Raw genomic sequence first — 20081 nt, forward strand, 5'->3', positions numbered from 1 at the left:
GCATCATTTTACGGAGTTTTATTACGGACAATATTCTCCCGTTAACACTTTAATATATATCGTATTATATAAGTTATTTGGATTTAATGCCATGGTATTTCATACTGCATTTCTTGTGTTTCATATTATTAACGTACTATTTCTATTTTATATCTTAAAAGAAATTATAAAAACAGTAAACCCGAAATTTGAAAACGGGACCATAAGGTTATATTCAGGGTGTGTTGCCCTAATTTTTGCTATTCACCCATTACAGGTCGAGACTGTGGCATGGATAAGTGCTTCAAAAATAGTGTTGTATGCATTTTTTATGTTCATAGCTATCTGGTGCTATATTAACTACATAAAAAGCACCAAAATAGTTTGGCTGATTGCAGTACTTCTATTATACGCATTGAGTTTTGGTTCTAAAGAACAAGCTATAATCTTGCCATTAAATTTATTGGTGTTTGATTATATCTATGGGCGGCTTACATCTTTAAAGTTCAATAAAACACTTTTAAAGCAAAGAGTTCTTCTTGAGAAAATCCCCTTCTTTCTAATGGCTTTCGGATTTTGGTACTTTTCATCATTGTTTAATCTGGGTAACATTATCGTAGAAGAAACATATCCAATTCATCAACGTCTGTTATTTGGGATGCACAGTATGGTAGAATATGTGTTTAGATCCATAGCACCGGTAAAATTGTATTACCATTACTTTTACCCAATAGAAATAGGAGAAAAATTACCTTGGTTTTTCTGGGGATACCTTGTGTTGACTATTATTATTGTAGGATTCATTTGGTCATACTATAAACGGAAAAACAAACTAGTATTATTTGGGTTCGCTTTGTTTATAATAAATATTCTATTGGTGTTGCATATTCTACCAATGCCACGTAAAATGATTACAGCAGATCGTTATATGTATGTAAGTATTATTGGATTGGCTATTATTGGCGTCTGGTTTTTTAAAGAAGCGTTAAATACATTCTTAAAGTATAGAAAACAGCTCTTCGCAGCAGGAATTCTTTATTTATTCGCTTTAGGTGTCCAATCCCATTATAGAACCAGAGCATGGAAAGATAGTGAGACCATGAAAAAAAATGTACAGGAGCTGATTGAAAAAAGAAATGTGTTAAAGCAGCCTATTATTAACAATCCTTTAATTGATAGAGATGGAAAATAATGCATTTTTAGTTTCAATTGTTGTACCCTGTTTTGATGAGGCCGATAACATTCAACCGTTAATTGACAGAATACAAGATGTATTGTCACCATATCAACACGAAATTATTTTGGTTAATGATGGCAGTAAAGATGCTACCCAACAGGCTATTGAATCTGTAGCAGCTACCTATAAAAGCATTAGCTACTTATCTTTTTCAAGAAATTTTGGACATCAAACCGCTATAAAGGCAGGAATAGATTATGCCAAAGGCGACTGCATTGTAACCATGGATGCCGATTTACAACATCCTCCCGAAACTATTATTAATATGTTGGAATTTTGGGGTCAAGGGTTTGAGGTCATTACAGCTATACGTATAGATGACGCTAATTTACCATGGTTTAAAAAATGGAGTTCCAAAGGTTTTTATTGGTTATTGTCCCTTATATCAGACGAAAATGTAACTCCTCAAGGAGCCGATTTTCGGCTGTTCGATAAAAAAATTGCAGCGGTAATTAGGAATATGCCCGAAAACAATATATACCTAAGAGGGTTGTTTTCCTGGATAGGGTATAAACAAACAACATTGAAATATAAGGAAGAGAAAAGGTTTTTTGGCAGTACCAAATATTCTACCAAGAAAATGTTGAAATTGGCAAGTAACGGCATTACGAGCTTTAGTATAAAACCTTTACGGATCGCACTAGCCATTGGTGTAATGTTTGCCTTTTTAGCATTTGGTTATGGGGTTTATGCCATAATAGTAATGGTCTTGGGCTTAACGGTTTCTGGTTGGGCCTCTATTGTAGCAGCCATTGTATTCTTGTCGGGCTTACAGCTTATGGTCTTAGGGGTCATGGGCGAGTATATAGGGAAGTTGTATTTAGAGAACAAAAAACGCCCCCATTATTTAATTTCCAAAACAAACATAAACGGAACTAGCCCGCAGCTGGATTCTTATAAACAAGAAAGGAGGGCAGCAGTGTTCTAATGTAATCGAGAGTTCAAAAACACTTTAGTTTGCGTATAAACTATTAACGGAGACTTAAGGCGTGTTCCATAGTAAATATAGTCCACGATAAACTTTAAAAAAAGCACGACCTGGAGTGTAAGAGACACCAAGCCGTGCCAAACATTTAATAAATTAAATATTTAATTATGAATACAAAGTTAAGAAAATTAGCAAAGCTAGCGGCAGCTGGCTTATTTTTAGTGGCGCTAGTTATCAATGTGAAGGTAACCTTAGATGACCCTTTTGTGATGCTTAGTGAACAGGCTATAGCCACGGGAACAGGCTCTGGAGGGGGATCTGGCACAGCATCTGGTTCTGGAGGTATATATGAAACAAAACAAACTATTGTCATTGAAACCACAGAGACAAAAATAATCGATGGTAAATCTTGTGCCCGTTCACGAACAGTTACTACCGTAAAATGCTTAGGTGAGGGAAACCTGCAATGTGAGTTTAACGTTGGGGCGACACCATGGAGTGAATATTCCTGTCCTTAGAAAATAGGTCATAAGATGTGAAATTAATCGTTCCGTGGATTTTATTATTTTACGGAACGATTTGCAGAAAATAAAGGAATACTAATATTAATAAAAATACTCCTATGAAATATAATCTAATTTATATCTTTATGGTGTTTACAGGTTTGAGTTCATGCAAAGAATCAGTAAGATTAGAAAATACCGAGTTCATATATGTTAATCTTGAGGAAAAGGCGGCCAAAGGTAATTTTGATGACTATTTTTCTACATCAAAAATTATCCCATTGGAAACTAAAGATGGTTCAATTATTGGCAATATAGATAGGATGAGTCTATATAATGATAAAATTTTCATTCTGGATAAGCAATCAAATAGTGTGTTAATTTTTAATAACCATGGTAAGTTTATAAGCAAAATACAAAGTTTGGGCAAAGGTCCTGAGGAGTACGATAGCTTAACAGACTTTGCCGTTGATGAAGAAAAAGAGCAAATTATCCTGTACTCGGATAGACCTTATAAGTTACTTATTTACAATTTTGACGGCAAATTTATCGAAGAAAAAAGATTAAATAATTTATATTTTAACGTTGGATTTGCAAATAGTAAAATACTATTACTTAACAAGTATATAAAAAGAAAATATCTTCTATTTGAAAGAGAACTTGATTCGGATGATGAAAAAGGCTTTATTCGCACCAATGACAAAGATAAGTTTTTTAATGACTTTGGAGGTATGGGTACACCGAATATCATAAAGAACAATAATATTCATATTAGTTTTCCTTACTCGGAAATTGTATATGAATATAGTGAAGATGCTATTGATCCTAAGTATTATATTGATTTTGGAAAGTATAAAATGCCTAATGAAATATACAAAAAAAGGAAAGATTATTCTAGTATAATTGACTATTCCAAAGAGAACAATTATGGTTTCGGAATCTCTAATTTCCGGGAGAACGATGATTATATTACGTTTAACTTTTATTATACCATGTTGGTTATCTACTCGAAAAAAACTAAAAAAACAGAAAGGATCAGTCTGTTGATTAACGACGAAGATTCAATTCCTTTTTATAATTACTTTGCCCATGATGGAGGCAATAACAAACTCATTTCGATATATCCTGCACCATCATTCAAACGACAAATGAGTACATATAAAGAGGAAAAAGAACCTTGGAAAAAAGTACCGAATAACATTAAAAAAATAGCAGAACAGATTTCAGAGACAGATAATCCTTTACTAGTTGTATACACTTTTAAAAATGAAGATTTTAATTAACGTGTGTCAGTCTTATTTATGGGAGTTAACCGCTGATTTATTATTTAGAACACGATTATTGAATTAAAGGAAAGTTTTTGAACTGATGTCTAAAATTCCTGGTTTAGGCAATACTTTTCAAAGGAGCGTAATGGTCGACTATTGGTTTTTTTCATTTCTTGTAATATAAGGTATAGGTCTGGTTTCGGCTTAAATTCAATTCACCTATTGGCTTAGGCTGGCCGCGAACAACAAAATTAGTAGGGGAATGTACTGAGCCACCAACTTCTAAAAGGAAGCAATAGTCTGAATATTGCATTTAGACTTTCCGCTGACCTATTTTTTCAGAAGAATCAATTACAAAAAAGGAAGGCTACGGCCATAAGTGCCACAGCAAGAAAACTTTCCGTAATTATTTGGAACATGTTCACAAAAGGAGTTCAATACAATCTGGATTACCTACTAAATTTGGGACTAATTTTTTCAAGCCACTTTTTTAGAAAACCCTCTTAGTTTAATTTCCATTTCTAAAGGAGAGAGATACCCTAAACTAGAATGTAGCCTTTCGTTATTATACCATGTTATATATTACTTTATTGATTCGAACAATTGGTCATGGGAGGTGTATTTAAACCTATACAGCCATTCATGTTTAATCGTTTTGAAAAAGCTCTCCGCAACAGCATTGTCCCAACAATTTCCCTTTCTGCTCATTGACCGTGTTATTTTTTTATTATAAGTGAATAGATCGGTCATTTTATTCGAGGCATACTGCGCCCCTCTGTCTGAATGAAAGATGAAGTCATTGCTGATCGCCCTTGTCCGACATGCATCCAACCAGGCTTTCATTACGGTGTTTCGAACGGTCATATCCTCACTCAAGGCCCAGCCCACTATTTTTCTGTCGGCAAGGTCCATGATCGTGGTTAAGTAGTTCCATTGATCACCAACACGAATATATGTAATATCCGAGACCCATTTCTTCCCTAGTTCCATAGTGGCAAAGTTTCTGTCAAGGTTATTGTCAGCGACAGGGAAGGAATGCCTGGAGTCCGTTGTCACCACGAATTTTCTTTTTAGCACGGATCTCAGCCCCATTTCCCTCATCAGTAATGCTATATAAGAACGGGAATAAAATAGTCCTTCCCGTTCCAATTTTTGCTGGATACGATAGCTACCATAGATTTCCATGCTCTGTCCAAAATGGAATCGAATCCTTTTTTTCAGTGTCATGGTTGCTGTTACCACCCTTTCCACATCTTTGTTTCTAAGCCAATGATAATAAGAATTCTTGCTGACTCTCATGCATTTACACATCTTCCCGACAGGGTAGCAATCTTTATTCCTTAGAATAAAATGATATATTACGTGTCGCTCTTGGAGAAGATGCTCACCGCCTTTTTTAATATATCACGCTCCATTTTAACCTCTCTCAGCTCTTTCTGCAAGGCCTTGAGTTCCTGCTCCTGCGGGGAAACCTCTCTTTTCTTGTCAAAATCCCCCGATTTAGCTTCATATTCCCTCTTCCATCGACGTATCATACCATCGTTCAGACCATAGTCCTCACTAATCTGTTTTGCCTTTAATCCAGATTTTAATAGATCAACTATCATAATCTTGAATTCATTATCATACTGTTTTGCCATAGTTCAAATATACTTATTACGGACTTAATAAATTAGTACCATCAAAGGTAGACACTCGAATTTTGGGGCAAAGCTAGATGCAAGCAATCAAGTTAACAATATGTGTTTGGTGGGATGCATACCTTGCAACAACGCTGAATGGAAATACTATACGCCATCCTAATATCCTTGACCATCACGAGCTTCTAAGACGTTCCTAGAACTTGTTTTTAGAACCTCCTGTGAAATCTGTTTGTAAGGCTGAAGTCCACAACAAGTTTCTTCATCTTCGAATTCTCTTCCTTTTAATTCTCTAGTTTTATAAGTATCGAGATCCCCAACCCGCCTTATTTTATTCTGCCAAGGATAAAATTTGCCCCACAGATGCCCAGTTTGCGCATATCTCACGAAAACGGCGCCCTGTTTCCAACTCGTTGATCGAAAATACGATTTGCAATTCAGAATATTTTGAACGTTTCATAAGCAAATAATCTATTTTAAGTTTATCATTTATTTGTCTAAAATCCACCTCTACTTTTAAATAGTCTGGTTTTAACGGAAGGATGTCAAAAGGGGAAGACAGCAACAACTTAACCTCGCAAGATGTTAATTTACAGAAATATGCCAGTCACACTTAATACATGGATTTAACCAATAAAATTTTACACAAACAACATTACAAATCAAAACTACACTTTTGTGTAGTCAATACCTCACTTTTAATATTTAACTTGGCCTTAACATTTTTATGAAAAATTGTCAAGACGTAGGCAATTTTTTTTTATAAAATATCAATTCGATTACAATCATTTAGAATAATCAACATTCTAAATATACGAATTGGATATGCAAACCAAAGTTGAACTATAAGTCATAGTAACATATTTATAAATAATTAACCATCACCTTCAAAATAGGAAGTAAACATTAATATTGAAACTTATATCAGCAATATATCCAATACTTATGATAGGACTTATAGTTTTATCTTGTACTGTACTTTGTATTTTGAATAGTGAAAAAGGACATAATTGGGGAGGTGATTATTCACTATACATACATCAGACGAAAAGCATTAATGAAAATAGAAGTCATCAATTAGCCATCGCTAATAAATATGTCGTAGAGAATTCGTCAGTTCATTCGTTTAGCCCTACTCTTTATCCTTGGGGATTTCCATTACTACTAACACCTATCTATACCATTTACGATGACGATTATACCGCATTTAGATTTTTAGAAGTTATTTTTCTGGTTTGTGCTCTACTCATGATATTTCTATCATTAAGAACTAATAGTTCAATGAAGCAAACTATTAGTTTGTTCTTTCTGGCATTTGGTTATGGGGTTTATGCCATAATAGTAATGGTCTTAGGCTTAACGGTTTCTGGTTGGGCCTCTATTATTGCAGCCATTGTATTCTTGTCGGGCTTACAACTTGTGGTTTTAGGGGTCATGGGCGAGTATATAGGGAAGCTTTACCTAGAGAACAAACAACGCCCCCATTATTTAATTTCCAAAACAAATGTGAACGGAACCAGTTCATTGCTGGATTCTTATAAAACAAGAAAGGAGGGCAGCAGTGTTCTAATATAAAGGAGAGTTCAAAAATACTTTGGTTTGCGTATAAACTATTAACGGAGACTTAAGGCGTGTTCCATAGTAAATATAGTCCACGATAAACTTTAAAAAAAGCACGACCTGGAGTGTAAGAGACACCAAGCCGTGCCAAACATTTAATAAATTAAATATTTAATTATGAATACAAAGTTAAGAAAATTAGCAAAGCTAGCGGCAGCTGGCTTATTTTTAGTGGCGCTGGTTATCAATGTGAAGGTAACCTTAGATGAACCATTTAGGCTAGTAAGTGATAGGGCCTTAGCTCAAGCTGGAGGAACTACTGGGGAATTAGAGTCATGTTGGGTTAGGACTGAAGTATCTTGTAGAATGAAAAATAGGTTCATTTGAGTGGGATCAGGATGGTCTTATATGTGATTACAACGGAAAAACAAATGTCAATCCAAACGAAGAGTGTACACATATGAATACACTATGGTGCAGCGTAACCAAGTATACTTGTAAAGATAAAATGCCTCCAAGTAGTGGTGGTGGAACATGGTAATCACGTTCCATCTATACAAATATAAATTTTGGATGTCTGTATAAATTATTAATATCAAATTTAATCATGAAATTTACTATTGATATGTTGATGATGTATGCAGACATCTATTTAAATCCATTGAATAATAAATTATTATGATTAAATATTTTATAACTTGTATTATACTTCTTTTTATTGGATGTAAAAATTCCAACGAAATAAGTATGGATAAAATACCTAGCCACAACAGCGAAACCATTGTAATACCTGATAACAGAATCACTGAGTTTATAGATATATCAGATAGAATTAAGGAGATTAATATAATCCCACTAAATGAAGAAGAGGGAAAGTACATAGGCGGTATTGATAAAATTCTCATTCATTATAACAACTATATTATAGTAGACAAAAGAGTAGCAAGAAATGTTTTTATTTTTGATGACAGAGGAGATTTTAAGAATCAACTTGTACATATTGGGCGTGGCCCTAGTGAGATTACACAAATAAATGATGTATGGATAAATGATGAGGGTGAGGTAGAGATTTATGACTTTGCATCTAGACGGGTTATTTCTTATAACAAGGATTACTCATTCAAAAAAGCCATATCTACAGGAAGAAAATACATGTTTGCAAATATATCACCTTTGCCTAGATCAAGGACCTATGTAGGCTACGCAGGGTATAATATTCCTAATCCCCAATATAATAATCAAAACTATCAACTGACATGGCTCACCCAAGCATTTGCACCAGGCGGGGCACATGCATTGGAATATGACTCTGAGTTACGGTATGCTTTGGTTTATTCGTCACTTTCTCCATTTGCCAGATTTAATGATACATTACGATTCTTTCGTTATTACGACCAAAATATATATGATCTTGCATCAGATGGGGTCATCTCAAAACGATATATCCTTGACTATGGATCTAAGAGATTTCCCCAAGACTACGAAACTTCTATTTTCCATCCCAACGCTAAAATCTTAAAAGCAGTAGAAGAACATCGTGATAGATCAAAAATTAGAAATTTGTTTAATGGATACTTTAAATTTGCTGGTTCGTGGCTTGAAACAAAAAACTATGCCATGTTTGAATCAGAGGATGACAAAGGTAACAGATTTGTTACTTTGTATGATAAAAGCAATAAAGAAGTAGTTGTCCAATGTTTCACATTTAAGGAATCAAAATCTTACCACATGTATTTACCTTTTCCTTCAACTGTTGATGATAACGGTCGATTTGTGTCTTTTTTGCCAGGAATTATATTAAAAGAGTATGTTCATGATTCCAAGAGTCCCTTTTATGATATGGTGCGAAACAACGAAAACAAAAATTTTATTATTGAGTATACATTGAAATAATATTTAACCAAATGAAGAAGAATCAATTTTTAATTTTCTTAGCTTTTTTCCTGTTACTTGTATTTATAACTTTAGTTACTGTAAGCCGTCGTCAAATTATTAGAGAATATAACAAAGTCGTTAAAGAATCTCTTTTTCTGAATGACAGTATTAACGCTCTTATGGCGCGTAATATGTATATAGATGAACTTAATCGTGTTCACCAAAGTGCAGATGGTTTTTCTATTAAAAATAATAAATTTTATAAACTACAGGAAGATGGTGCTAAAAAACAAATAACCATACCTTTTTCAAATAAAAAATTGGTCTTGATACGATACTCCCGTGCAGGTTGTGATAAATGTATTGAACAGCTTTTTAGAAACCAAGATTTGCTAAATCAAATTAAAAGTAAACATGATTTAGCCATTATTGTTGACTTCGAAGAATATGATGATTTCAAAAAATGGCAAAGAAGCACAATAGCGCCTGGTGAACAGTTTATATGGGTTGACGATACAACACCTCTTAACTTAGATAAATATATGAAGAACGAGACTTCCTATATTTTCGTGGTTGACGAGATTAAAACAGTTCACTCAATCTTTATACCTAATATTTCATTTCAAGCAGATTTTTATGATTACATTAACCTTTTAAGTGTGGACAATTAATTCTTTTTAATTTAGTATTTGATCTATCAAATTAAGCTTCTGATCATCTGAAATGATATAGCCATTGCGGCTTATGTGAAATATTTAAATGACAACCACTACCATCCGAAAGATATAATTTTATAATAGATAATTATCATTCCTAATAAATGAAGCATAAACTAATATATTTATTATCATTCACTTTATTCTTAACAGTATTAAGCCTTTACTGGTTAGCAGTATCAGTGTTCATAGTTTCTGGTCTATATATTCTAGTTACCTCAAATCTAAGTTTAGCTAAAGCCTTTCATAAAAGGTCTTGGTTATATTCATTTTCTGTACTTATAAGTGTTTTGGTTCTTGCCATAGGAATTCGTGTTCTTGTACTAGATATTTATAACATTCCCAGTAGCTCTATGGAAGGGAGTTTGTTGGTAGGCGATAAAATAGTGGTAAGCAAGCTCCAATATGGACCAAGGCTACCAAAGTCGCCTTTCGAGATCCCTTGGGTCAATCTATTGTTTTACATCAATAAGGAAGCTAGAGCCAATATGGATTCTGTTTGGTGGGATTATAAGCGCTTTAATGGCTATACCAAAATAAAACGAAATGATGTAGTAGTGTTTAATAACACAACTGACGCAAAAACCTTTTATATAAAACGCTGTATGGGGTTGCCCGGAGATGATATAGCTTTAAAAAAAGGGAACATATATATCAATGATCGGGCTCTAGCAACACCCGAAACAGTAAAATACGGTTACCATATTTGGTTTAATAATAAAAACTCCATGGAAAATATTATGAAGTCTTTTGAACTGAAAGAACACACAATCACAGACTCTTTGTATTTAAAAGTGGGACTAACCCAGCAACAGTATAAACAATTAAATACCGAGAAAGGTGTAGACTCTATACACCTTGCAAATTTTCCAATTAAGACCTTTGCCAATGATCTTCCAGATACGGAATCACCTAAATGGACAACAAACGACTGGGGAGCAGTATGGGTGCCAAAAAAAAGGAGAAACTATCTTATTAACACTAGAAAATTACAAGTTGTATCGGACCATTTTGGAGAAATTTGAAAAAGCACCTATAAAATACAAAGCAGGAACATTTTGGTTAGATGGTGAAAAAATAACTGCTTACACTTTTCAAAACAACTACTATTTTATGTTGGGAGATAACCGTCATAATTCAATAGATTCCCGATATTGGGGATTTGTACCAGAACCGAACATTGTAGGAAAAGCCATTTTAACATTATATTCACTACATGGAGATGGTTTTAGATGGAAGAGGTTTCTAAGGTTAATCTCATAAATTTAAAAAATAGATCTAAAAATTAAACAACCCTATAAATGAACCCAACATGCTTTCCCTCTTATACTATACAAACAGTTGTCATACTCTCTCTTTCCCTAGCCCTATTTTCATGTAAACAAGAACAGGCTAAAGCCGAAGAAGGTACTATAGAAAAAAAGCAATACCTCCCCGAAAAGAACGAGGTTGATGCGATGGTCCTCAAAGAAGGGGTTTTTAGTAAGGAAATTGTAAGCAATGGGAAGCTAATTGCCTTTCAGAAAAACAATTTAAGATTCGACGTCAGCGAAAATTTGGATCGTTTGTTGGTTAAGAACGGGGATAATGTTAAACAAGGGCAAACGCTAGCTGTTCTAAAGGACTTTACCTATAAACAAGCCTATACCAAAGCGAAGATAAACCTGAAAAAAGCGGAGTTGGAGTTTCATGATAAATTGGTGGGGCGTGGTTACGAAACCTTTAACCAAGAGGATATACCTGTTGATGAATATGAAATGCTTGCCATCCGTTCTGGTTATAAAGATGCCCTACACGATTTAGAGAATGCCGAGTTTAATTTAAAGGCTACCCAACTTATAGCTCCCTTTAGTGGCAAAGTAGCAAATGTACAAGGTAAGCAGTTTGAGAAAATCAATGCCGGAACAGAAGTGATGACCCTAATTAACGACAACATCTTTGAGGTGGAATTTTACCTGATTGAATCTGAAGTTTCTGAAATAGCGGTGAACGGACAGGTACAATTAACGCCTTTTGCCATTGATAAAACCTATCAGGGACAAATAGAGACCATTAATCCCCAAGTTGAAAAGGATGGGACCGTTTTGGTAAAGGCCAGAGTAAAAAACGACGGGCAATTGCTGGAAGGTATGAACGTAAAGGTTTTTATTCAAAAAGACATCCCCAACCAGTTTGTTGTACCAAAAACTTCCGTGGTATTACGCCAAAACCAAGAAGTATTGTTTACCATAAAATCTGGAAAAACCTATTGGACCTATGTTCAGACCACCAATGAAAACAGTAAACAATACGCCGTAATTCCCCATCCCGATAAAAGTAGCGCAACTTTAAAAGCAGGGGACACCATAGTGGTGGCCGGAAATTTGAATTTGGCCCATGATACCGAAGTTGTTGTTAAACCATTAAAAACAATGGAATTATAAAATCAATTTCTAGTTTCTAATAAATTAAACAACAGATGGTTAAATTCTTGATTCATAAACCCATTGCGGTCCTAATGACCGCTTTTGGGATACTTATCTTAGGTATATATGCTTTTGGTTTTATCCCGGTATCCTTAATGCCCAATGTAGATATCCCTGAGATTACGGTGCAAGTATCCGCGGACAACATGTCTGCCAGGCAATTGGAAGACGCTGTGGTAAAGCCCCTTCGGAGAAACTTGATGCAGCTCAGTCATTTAAAGGATATTTCCAGCGAGGTCAATAATGAAACAGGTCTTATACGGTTACGGTTCAATCACGGAACCCAAATAGACTATTCATTTATTGAGGTCAATGAAAAGATAGATAGGGCCATGGGTAGTTTCCCAAAAAGTATGAAACGGCCCAAGGTGATCAAGGCCAGTGCAACCGATATCCCGGTCTTTTATTTAAGTATGACCTTAAAAGAGGAAAAGGCTCCAGCAATTTTCAATAGAGACCTGTACCCCGTATCGCAGGATTTCGTAGATTTTAACCGCTTTGCCAACCAAGTGATCCGTAAACGAATTGAACAGATCAGTGAAGTTGCCATGGTAGATGTGAGTGGCTTGGTCTCCCCGGAAATATTAATTGTTCCCGACCAAAATAAACTTACAGCCCTAGGGATTGGTCTGGATGCCTTGGAAAGCACCATTAAGTCATACGATCTAACAATAGGAAGCCTACTTATTAAGGACAGCCAATATCAGTACGATGTACGTTTAGGTAGTACCCTAAATAACATTCAAGAATTAAAGGATATCTATATCCATAAAAACAACCGAGTTTTTCAATTAAAAAAATTAGCGGAGGTAATAGAACATCCTCAAAAAAGAACTGGACTGGTACTGTCAGATGGCAAAGAAGCCATGACCATGGCCATTATCAAGCAGAGCGATGCAAGGATGGCCGACTTAAAAGACGCTCTGAACGAGCAATTGGGATATTTTAAATCCGATTATCCTAATATCGATTTCACCATAACCAGAGACCAGACCAAGCTTCTGGACTTTGCTATAAATAATCTTTTTCAGAGTCTGCTGTGGGGAATCCTTCTGGCCTTTGCCCTTATGTTTCTGTTCCTTAAGGATGTAAAATCCCCTTTATTGATAGGCATCACCATTCCCACATCCATTATCGTTTGCCTGATATTTTTCCAACTCTTTGAAATTTCCATCAATATCATCTCACTGTCGGGGCTGGTATTGGGTATAGGACTAATGATAGACAACTCTATTATTGTCATCGATAATATCTCCCAATACAGAGATAGAGGATATTCACTTTCTCGGGCCTGTATAAAGGGCACTAATGAAGTTATCAAGCCTCTTTTAAGTTCGGCCCTGACTACCTGTGCTGTTTTTTTACCCTTGGTATTTTTAAGCGGGATCAGCGGAGCCCTGTTTTTCGATCAGGCGATGGCCATCAGTATAGGCCTGTTTGTTTCGTTCTTGGTGTCGATAACCTTATTGCCAGTACTGTACCGCCTCTTCCATATTAAGGACTCTAAAAAGGAAGGGCGTATTACTCGCTTCCTTAGTAAGACCAATACCTTAAACTATGAGGCCCTGTACGAAAAAGGTTTTAAATGGGTAATGCGAAGGCAAAAAATCTCTTGGGTTATATGTGCCGTATTGCTTCTTTCAACTTTTATACTTTACACGCTTTTACCAAAGACACAATTACCAGCGTTTACAAAAACAGAAACCCTTTTAAAAATTGATTGGAACGAACAGATCCATGTGGAGGAAAATAAGCGCAGGGTGTTAATCCTGTTGGAAGGGGTAAAAAAAGATTTGGTCAACCAGACCGCTTTGGTAGGCAACCAACAATTTATACTAGACAAAAACACGGAGGCCAGAGCTTCGGAAACCACGCTTTACCTACAATCAAAAACCCAGGAAGATCTGGCCTATATCAAAAAAACATTGCAGACAGAGATTACAAGATCATACCCTGAGGCGATGTATGCCTATTCTGAAGTGGACAATATCTTTAACCTGATATTTTCTGAGGATGAAGCCCCATTAACGGCCCGACTACGGCATGTAGAAAACCTGGGCAGTAGCCAAAATAAGGCCCTTCAAACCATATGGCAGCAGACGACGGAAATTTTAGGAGATATAGAATTAAAACCCATCGTATGGCAAGACTATATGACCCTAGTAGCCGATCAAGAGAAACTCATGACCTATGGGGTGAATGCCAATACCTTATACTCAACTTTAAAAAGTGCCTTTAACGAACGCGAAATACTCTCAATAGTAGATAATCAAAACTTTGTTCCCGTAATCTTGGGCGGTGAAACCAAACAAATGCACAACATCTTAGAAGAAACCACCGTGATGTCCGAAGACCAAACCGAGTTTCAAATAAAGGACTTTGTAAAGGTGGTATCGGCTAGCGACTTGAAAACCATATATGGGGGCACCGAAGGGGAATACTATCCCATGGACCTACAAGTAAATGACGGGCAGCTACACAAGGTAATGTCCGAGATAAAAAGCTTGATCCATAAAAATCCTTGGTACGAGGTGAGTTTTTCCGGGAGTTATTTTACCCAGCAGGCATTAATGAACGAACTCATTATAGTTTTACTGATCTCATTATTGTTGCTTTATTTTATTCTGGCCTCTCAATTTGAATCCTTTACCCTGCCTTTAATTATCTTATTTGAAGTGCCAATAGATCTTGCCGGGGCCTTCCTATTCTTAAAGCTAACAGGGATGAGCATAAATTTGATGTCCATGATCGGTATCGTGGTGATGAGCGGGATCATTATAAACGATTCTATTTTAAAAGTAGATACCATCATACAGTTGCGCCGTCAAGGGTATCCTTTAATGAAAGCCTTGTTGGTTGCCGGCCAAAGACGTTTAAAGCCGATTTTAATGACGAGTTTGACTACTATATTAGCCTTGGTGCCTTTATTATTTTCGAGTGGTTTGGGGGCAGAGTTACAGGCTCCACTGGCGATTTCCCTGATTGGTGGCATGTTGCTCGGAACCATAATAAGCCTGTATTTTATTCCCTTATGTTACTATTATCTAGCAAAATTAAAAGTCAATGTTAAAAAATAAATTATTGCAATTACTGCTACTTGGGTGCTTTCTGTTGAGCCTGCACCATGGAATTGCACAAAATATAGGTGCTCCAATACCTTTGGAAGAAAAAGTATCTCTTCAGAATGTGTTGGAATTGGCACGGGACAACTCCCTAGATGCCTATAAGTCAAAGCGTAAATACGGCGTAAATTATTGGCAGTTCAAATCGTTCAGATCCAGCCTATTGCCAAAAATAGATTTTCACACTAGACCGTTTACGTTCAACCGGGCCTTGGTACAACGATATGATTCCGAACAGAATATCGATGTTTTTCGTCAGCAACAAAATTTAAGTTCCTTCGCCAATATTTCAATGACCCAAAACATCAGGGCTACCGGAACGAACTTGTTTATAAATTCGAGCTTCGACCGGATTGTAAATTCGGGAAATACTTCCATAGAAAATTATAGTGCCACTCCGATACGAATTGGAATGGTTCAACCCATAATGGCCTTTAACCGTTTTAAATGGGAGAAACAGACCGAGCCTCTCAAATATCAAAAAGCCAAACAGGAGTTTATATACGAGCAGCAGACCATAAATCTTAGGACGATTGATCTTTTTTTTCATTGGGCAATGGCCCATAAAAAAGTGACGATAGCCCAGGAGAATAAAGACTCGGCTAAAAAACTTTTTGGGATAGGGGAAAAACGCTATGATCTGGGCTCTATAGAACGGGACGATCTTCTAAATCTGGAGATGGATGTGTACAATGCCAATACGAACCTAACCCAAAATCTTCAGAACCTTCAAAAGGCCGAGGCCGACCTGCGATTGTACTTAAGGGAAGCAATGCCCACGGATGCCCTTCCGGAATTACCCGAGATTATTTCCGACCTTCAAATTAATATTGATAAAGCGATGGCATTGGCAAAGGCTAATAATCCGGATATTCTGGATCTAAGGCTTAGAAAGATTGAAGCCTTGCGGAATCTGGATAAGGCAGTAAAGGATAACCGTTTCGATCTGTCTGTATCGGCCAGTTACGGTTTAAATCAACAGGCCAATAGCTTAAGGGATGCCTATGGCAATCTTTTGGACCAGCAAATGGTGTCCGTGAATTTTAGTATTCCTATTTTGGATTGGGGCGAACGCCGAGGCAATATCAAAACGGCACGTATGAACAAGGATATCGCCGACATTGAATTGCAACAGGATGCCGATAGGCTACAGCAGGAAATTGCCCAGAAGGTGATCGATTTTAACCTACAGAAAGATTTGGTAACAGGGGCCTTGAGAACCAGTGAAATTGCAAGGGAATCCTATACCATTACGGAAAAACGTTTTTTATCGGGACGCGTAGGGCTGCTGAACCTGACCAGTGCCAGAAAAGCCTGGCAGTCAGCAACCGAACAATATATACAAAGTCTTTTAAATTACTGGAGACTATATTACAAGGTGCAAGAACTGACGCTGTACGACTTTTTAAATGACCGCCCCCTTTGGCAGGATTTTGATAACGTTCTTAATGATTGAAAATAAATAGAATAAAGCCAAAGCGTTAAATTAATGAATCAGAAACCTTCTTCCTTTACGGTCCTCACTATATTCATCTGTCTTTCTATTATTGGGGCAAGCCTGATTCCTTTGTTAAGTGTACAGCTTACTCCAACACGCCCCAACAATTCGTTAGGGGTATTCGTTTCTTGGCAAGAGGCTTCGGCAAAAGTAATGGAGCAGGAAGTAACCTCAAGGCTAGAAGGACACTTCAATACCGTTAGTGGTATAGAAAACATTAGTTCGACCTCGCGAAAAGGGAGTGGTTCAATTTCTATGAATTTCAAAAAAGGGGTTGACATGGACGCCGTTCGTTTTGAGATTGCCAATCTCATCCGACAAAGCCATTCAGAACTCCCCCAGGGGGTCAGCTACCCCTCCTTATCCAGAAGTACCGCCAATGAAAATAGCGCTCCTATTTTAACCTATAGTGTCAATGCCAATGAAAGCCCCCATTATATTAAGAAATACACGGAAAATACCATCCTTCCTACATTAACGGCCATAAAAGGCGTAAATAATGTGGATGTACATGGAGCCACACCTTTTGAGTGGGTCATAGAATATGACACCAAAAAATTACTACAGTTAGATGTTTCGGCTGGGGAAATCCAAAATGCCATTAGAACTTATCTACAACAAAGAGCGCTGGGAAATACAACGATCCGTTCTGAAAATAATGATACTGACCAACAAATAGCCGTAGTACTATCGCATACATTAGAGGATGCCATCGATTGGAACAACATCCCTATCAAAAAAATAAACCATAGGATCATTTATTTAAAAAATGTTGCCACCGTCAAATTTAATGAAGGAAGGGTCAGCTCTTACTATCGTGTGAATGGGCTTAATACCGTGAATATGCTAGTGTATGCAGAAAAGGGCGCAAATAACATTGATTTGGCAAAAACTGTTAGAATGGCGGTCAATGGGCTAAACCAAGAACAACCCCCCGGATATTCTATAAAGTTGACTCATGACACCACTGAATTTATTGTAGATGAGTTACGGAAAATACAGAAAAGAACCTTGTATTCTTTTTTAATTTTATTGGTCCTCATTGTCTTGATCAACAGAAGTTTTAAATATTTAACGGTATTATTTTTAAGTATTGTCACCAACCTTCTCATTGCTGTTATTTTTTACTATGCCCTAGACGTACAATTGCAATTATACTCCTTTGCCGGAATTACCATTTCGTTTGGGATCATCATAGATAATAGTATAATAATGATCGACCACTTGCGCAATAAAGGCAATAGGAAGGCCTTTTTAGCAATATTAGCGGCAACTTTGACTACCGTTGGAGCACTGATGATTATATTTTTCTTGGAGGAAAACCAACGTTTGAACCTGTGGGATTTTGCCTTGGTCATTGCTATTAATATTGGGGTTTCCTTATTAGTTTCCTTGTTCTACGTACCGGCTTTAATGGATAAGATGAGGCTAGAAAAAAAGCGAAGCCGATTTTCCATTAAGAGAAAACGCCGGATCAATAAATTCACAAGAAGGTATACCAATACTATACATTGGATGGGGAAACCTAGGTTCAAATGGGCGTTTATAATGTTGTTCGTTCTTGGTTTTGGCCTTCCTTTATATATGTTGCCACAACAACTAAACGGGAATGGAAAATGGGCCTCATTATATAATTCGACTTTAGGGGCCGAGTGGTACACTACTAACCTACGTCCTACCTTGGACAAGGTTCTTGGAGGTACTTTGCGCTTATTTACCGAAGATGTCTTTGAAAGTTCTTATTATTCAGAACCAGAGCGCACTACCCTTAGGGTAAGCGGTAGGATGCCCGATGGCTGTACCATTGAGCAATTGAACGATGTAGTGTTGAAAATGGAAAATTATATCGGGCAATTTGATGAGATTTCATTATATAAAACCCAGATCAACGGTCCCAAGAGCTCCAATATTTCTATTTATTTTAAGGAAGAGCATGAATTTGGCTCATTTCCATACCACCTAAAAACATTGTTGGAATCCAAGGCGATCAGCTTGGGAGGTTTGGATTGGAGCGTAACAGGGGTGGGTCGAGGATTTTCCAATGCTTTAGGGACTGGGAATAAATCCCATAGGATAGAATTGGAAGGCTATAACTACGATGACCTTTACCGCTACGCCACTTTATTAAAAGAACAATTGGAAGAAAACTCTTCTGGCCGGGTAAAGGAAGTAGAAATAACAAGTGGAGGCTGGAACAGCAATAGCCTAGAAGAATATTACTTAGATTTTGACCAGGAACAATTGGCTATGGCGAATGTCTCACAAAATCAATTGTACGGGTATTTAAAAAATCAGGTTCTTTCCAGTAATATTGCCCACATAATAAATGATAATGAGCTGCAACAAGTGAATTTGGTGTCGGATACTTATCAGAAATTCAACGTATGGGATTTAAAGTATACACCAATTCCACTTCGCGGCAAACAATATAAGCTACAGCAGTTAGCTACTATTGAAAAACAAAAAACGGGGAATATTATCAATAAAAACAACCAGCAATACCGCTTAACGGTGGCTTATGACTTTTTGGGAACCTATCCTCTAGCTAATAAAATCAGGGAGGATAACGTAGCGCAATTAAAGGAGAAGCTCCCAATTGGCTACCGTGTTTTAGAGCAGTCCCATGGCGGTTGGAATAAGAGCAATTCTAAACAGTACTATTACCTTTTTGTAGTAATCTTTATAATTTTCTTTATCTGCACTATCCTATTGGAGTCCTTAACACAGCCTTTGACCATTATTAGTATGATACCCCTTTCCTTTATAGGCGTGTTCCTGACGTTTTTTTGGTTCGGATTTAATTTTGACCAAGGCGGATACGCCTCCTTTATTTTGCTAAGTGGTATTAGTGTCAATTCCGCCTTATTTATTGTAAACGATTTTAATAATTTAAGAAAACAATATCCACAGCGGAATATCCGGTCACTATACTATAAAGCCTTTAACTATAAAATTATCCCAGTGATTTTGACCATCGTTTCAACTATCGTCGGATTGGTTCCTTTTGTATGGCATGGGCAAAACGAAGCATTTTGGTTTTCTTTCGCCGTGGGATCTATTGGAGGGCTACTTTTTTCTTTGATCGGGATATACTTTTACTTACCCCTACTTATTGCTAAAAAATAACCATATACTTTCCTAAACGGTGTATGAAGATTTTGGCGTGTTTCTAGGGATCTTACATAAGATTATTTTATTATCTAATCTAAGAAGTTGAAAAATCATCTCATTTTTTTTGTTATACCACCAAATAGAACCAAAAAAGGACAATTTTTGAGTGAAAATTGAGT

At 36.5% G+C, this 20081-nt stretch carries 14 protein-coding genes and 1 pseudogene; 14 read left to right on the forward strand and 1 reads right to left on the reverse strand.

Annotated elements, in window-relative coordinates:
- The 4 genes from F1E73_RS00005 to F1E73_RS00020 form a co-directional block, all read left to right on the forward strand.
- Positions 1-1171, forward strand: a 1171-nt coding sequence (locus F1E73_RS00005; protein WP_223883311.1) for a hypothetical protein, incomplete at its 5' end; no start/stop codon positions are given.
- Entirely contained in the window at positions 1161-2144 is a 984-nt protein-coding gene (locus F1E73_RS00010) for a glycosyltransferase family 2 protein (RefSeq protein WP_086478571.1), read from the forward strand. The genes F1E73_RS00005 and F1E73_RS00010, both read left to right, overlap by 11 nt.
- A gap of 167 nt (positions 2145-2311) precedes the next feature.
- Complete coding sequence (locus tag F1E73_RS00015; RefSeq protein ID WP_150450790.1) at positions 2312-2662, forward strand: hypothetical protein; 351 nt, start codon at positions 2312-2314, stop codon at positions 2660-2662.
- Positions 2663-2766: 104 nt separating this feature from the next.
- Positions 2767-3930 (forward strand): 6-bladed beta-propeller, encoded by a 1164-nt coding sequence (locus F1E73_RS00020; protein ID WP_086478559.1) that lies wholly within the window; start codon positions 2767-2769, stop codon positions 3928-3930.
- 462 nt (positions 3931-4392) lie between these two features.
- Here F1E73_RS00020 and F1E73_RS00025 read toward each other — a convergent pair.
- Positions 4393-5555 (reverse strand): annotated as a pseudogene (locus F1E73_RS00025) (IS3 family transposase).
- 1281 nt (positions 5556-6836) lie between these two features.
- Between F1E73_RS00025 and F1E73_RS00030 the strand changes: the two are divergent.
- The 10 genes from F1E73_RS00030 to F1E73_RS00075 all read left to right on the forward strand — a co-directional run bounded on the left by F1E73_RS00030 (position 6837) and on the right by F1E73_RS00075 (position 19917).
- Entirely contained in the window at positions 6837-7130 is a 294-nt protein-coding gene (locus F1E73_RS00030; RefSeq protein ID WP_086478557.1) for a hypothetical protein, read from the forward strand.
- A gap of 162 nt (positions 7131-7292) precedes the next feature.
- Positions 7293-7502 carry a hypothetical protein gene (locus F1E73_RS00035; protein WP_150450791.1) on the forward strand — a complete coding sequence of 70 codons (210 nt, stop codon included), beginning with the start codon at positions 7293-7295 and terminating at the stop codon, positions 7500-7502.
- A 360-nt stretch (positions 7503-7862) separates the two neighbouring features.
- Positions 7863-9008: a 6-bladed beta-propeller gene (locus tag F1E73_RS00040; protein ID WP_223883312.1), complete on the forward strand. Its 1146-nt coding sequence runs from the start codon at positions 7863-7865 to the stop codon at positions 9006-9008.
- Between the two features lie 11 nt (positions 9009-9019).
- Positions 9020-9661, forward strand: a complete 642-nt coding sequence (locus F1E73_RS00045; protein ID WP_086477304.1) for a hypothetical protein — start codon at positions 9020-9022, stop codon at positions 9659-9661.
- Between the two features lie 149 nt (positions 9662-9810).
- A complete protein-coding gene (gene lepB, locus F1E73_RS00050; RefSeq protein ID WP_150450793.1) occupies positions 9811-10731 on the forward strand; it encodes a signal peptidase I in 921 nt (306 codons plus the stop codon).
- The gene (gene lepB, locus F1E73_RS18095; protein ID WP_191088969.1) at positions 10718-10969 is read left to right on the forward strand and encodes a signal peptidase I; all 252 of its coding nucleotides are present in this window, start codon (positions 10718-10720) and stop codon (positions 10967-10969) included. Before lepB (F1E73_RS00050) ends, lepB (F1E73_RS18095) begins: the two co-directional genes overlap by 14 nt.
- A 38-nt stretch (positions 10970-11007) precedes the next feature.
- Complete coding sequence (locus F1E73_RS00060) at positions 11008-12129, forward strand: efflux RND transporter periplasmic adaptor subunit (protein ID WP_150450795.1); 1122 nt, start codon at positions 11008-11010, stop codon at positions 12127-12129.
- A gap of 35 nt (positions 12130-12164) precedes the next feature.
- On the forward strand, positions 12165-15248 hold the full coding sequence (locus tag F1E73_RS00065) for an efflux RND transporter permease subunit (RefSeq protein WP_150450796.1): 3084 nt from the start codon (positions 12165-12167) through the stop codon (positions 15246-15248).
- A complete protein-coding gene (locus tag F1E73_RS00070) occupies positions 15235-16749 on the forward strand; it encodes a TolC family protein (RefSeq protein ID WP_086477300.1) in 1515 nt (504 codons plus the stop codon). The genes F1E73_RS00065 and F1E73_RS00070 overlap by 14 nt, the downstream gene beginning before the upstream one ends.
- Positions 16750-16782: 33 nt before the next feature.
- Positions 16783-19917 carry an efflux RND transporter permease subunit gene (locus tag F1E73_RS00075; protein WP_150450797.1) on the forward strand — a complete coding sequence of 1045 codons (3135 nt, stop codon included), beginning with the start codon at positions 16783-16785 and terminating at the stop codon, positions 19915-19917.
- Positions 19918-20081 lie beyond the last annotated feature (164 nt).

The sequence above is a fragment of the Arenibacter lacus genome (assembly GCF_008711145.1).
Classification (GTDB): Bacteria; Bacteroidota; Bacteroidia; order Flavobacteriales; family Flavobacteriaceae; genus Arenibacter; species Arenibacter amylolyticus.

Bases quoted from the DNA above. Each gene is read 5' to 3' on its own strand.
- F1E73_RS00070 (WP_086477300.1), top strand. From the start codon at position 15,235: ATGTTAAAAAATAAATTATTGCAATTACTGCTACTTGGGTGCTTTCTG.
- F1E73_RS00015 (WP_150450790.1), top strand. From the start codon at position 2,312: ATGAATACAAAGTTAAGAAAATTAGCAAAGCTAGCGGCAGCTGGCTTA.
- F1E73_RS00045 (WP_086477304.1), top strand. From the start codon at position 9,020: ATGAAGAAGAATCAATTTTTAATTTTCTTAGCTTTTTTCCTGTTACTT.
- F1E73_RS00010 (WP_086478571.1), top strand. From the start codon at position 1,161: ATGGAAAATAATGCATTTTTAGTTTCAATTGTTGTACCCTGTTTTGAT.
- F1E73_RS00040 (WP_223883312.1), top strand. From the start codon at position 7,863: ATGGATAAAATACCTAGCCACAACAGCGAAACCATTGTAATACCTGAT.
- F1E73_RS00020 (WP_086478559.1), top strand. From the start codon at position 2,767: ATGAAATATAATCTAATTTATATCTTTATGGTGTTTACAGGTTTGAGT.
- lepB (WP_150450793.1), top strand. From the start codon at position 9,811: ATGAAGCATAAACTAATATATTTATTATCATTCACTTTATTCTTAACA.
- F1E73_RS00065 (WP_150450796.1), top strand. From the start codon at position 12,165: ATGGTTAAATTCTTGATTCATAAACCCATTGCGGTCCTAATGACCGCT.
- F1E73_RS00030 (WP_086478557.1), top strand. From the start codon at position 6,837: ATGAAGCAAACTATTAGTTTGTTCTTTCTGGCATTTGGTTATGGGGTT.
- F1E73_RS00060 (WP_150450795.1), top strand. From the start codon at position 11,008: ATGAACCCAACATGCTTTCCCTCTTATACTATACAAACAGTTGTCATA.
- F1E73_RS00075 (WP_150450797.1), top strand. From the start codon at position 16,783: ATGAATCAGAAACCTTCTTCCTTTACGGTCCTCACTATATTCATCTGT.
- F1E73_RS00035 (WP_150450791.1), top strand. From the start codon at position 7,293: ATGAATACAAAGTTAAGAAAATTAGCAAAGCTAGCGGCAGCTGGCTTA.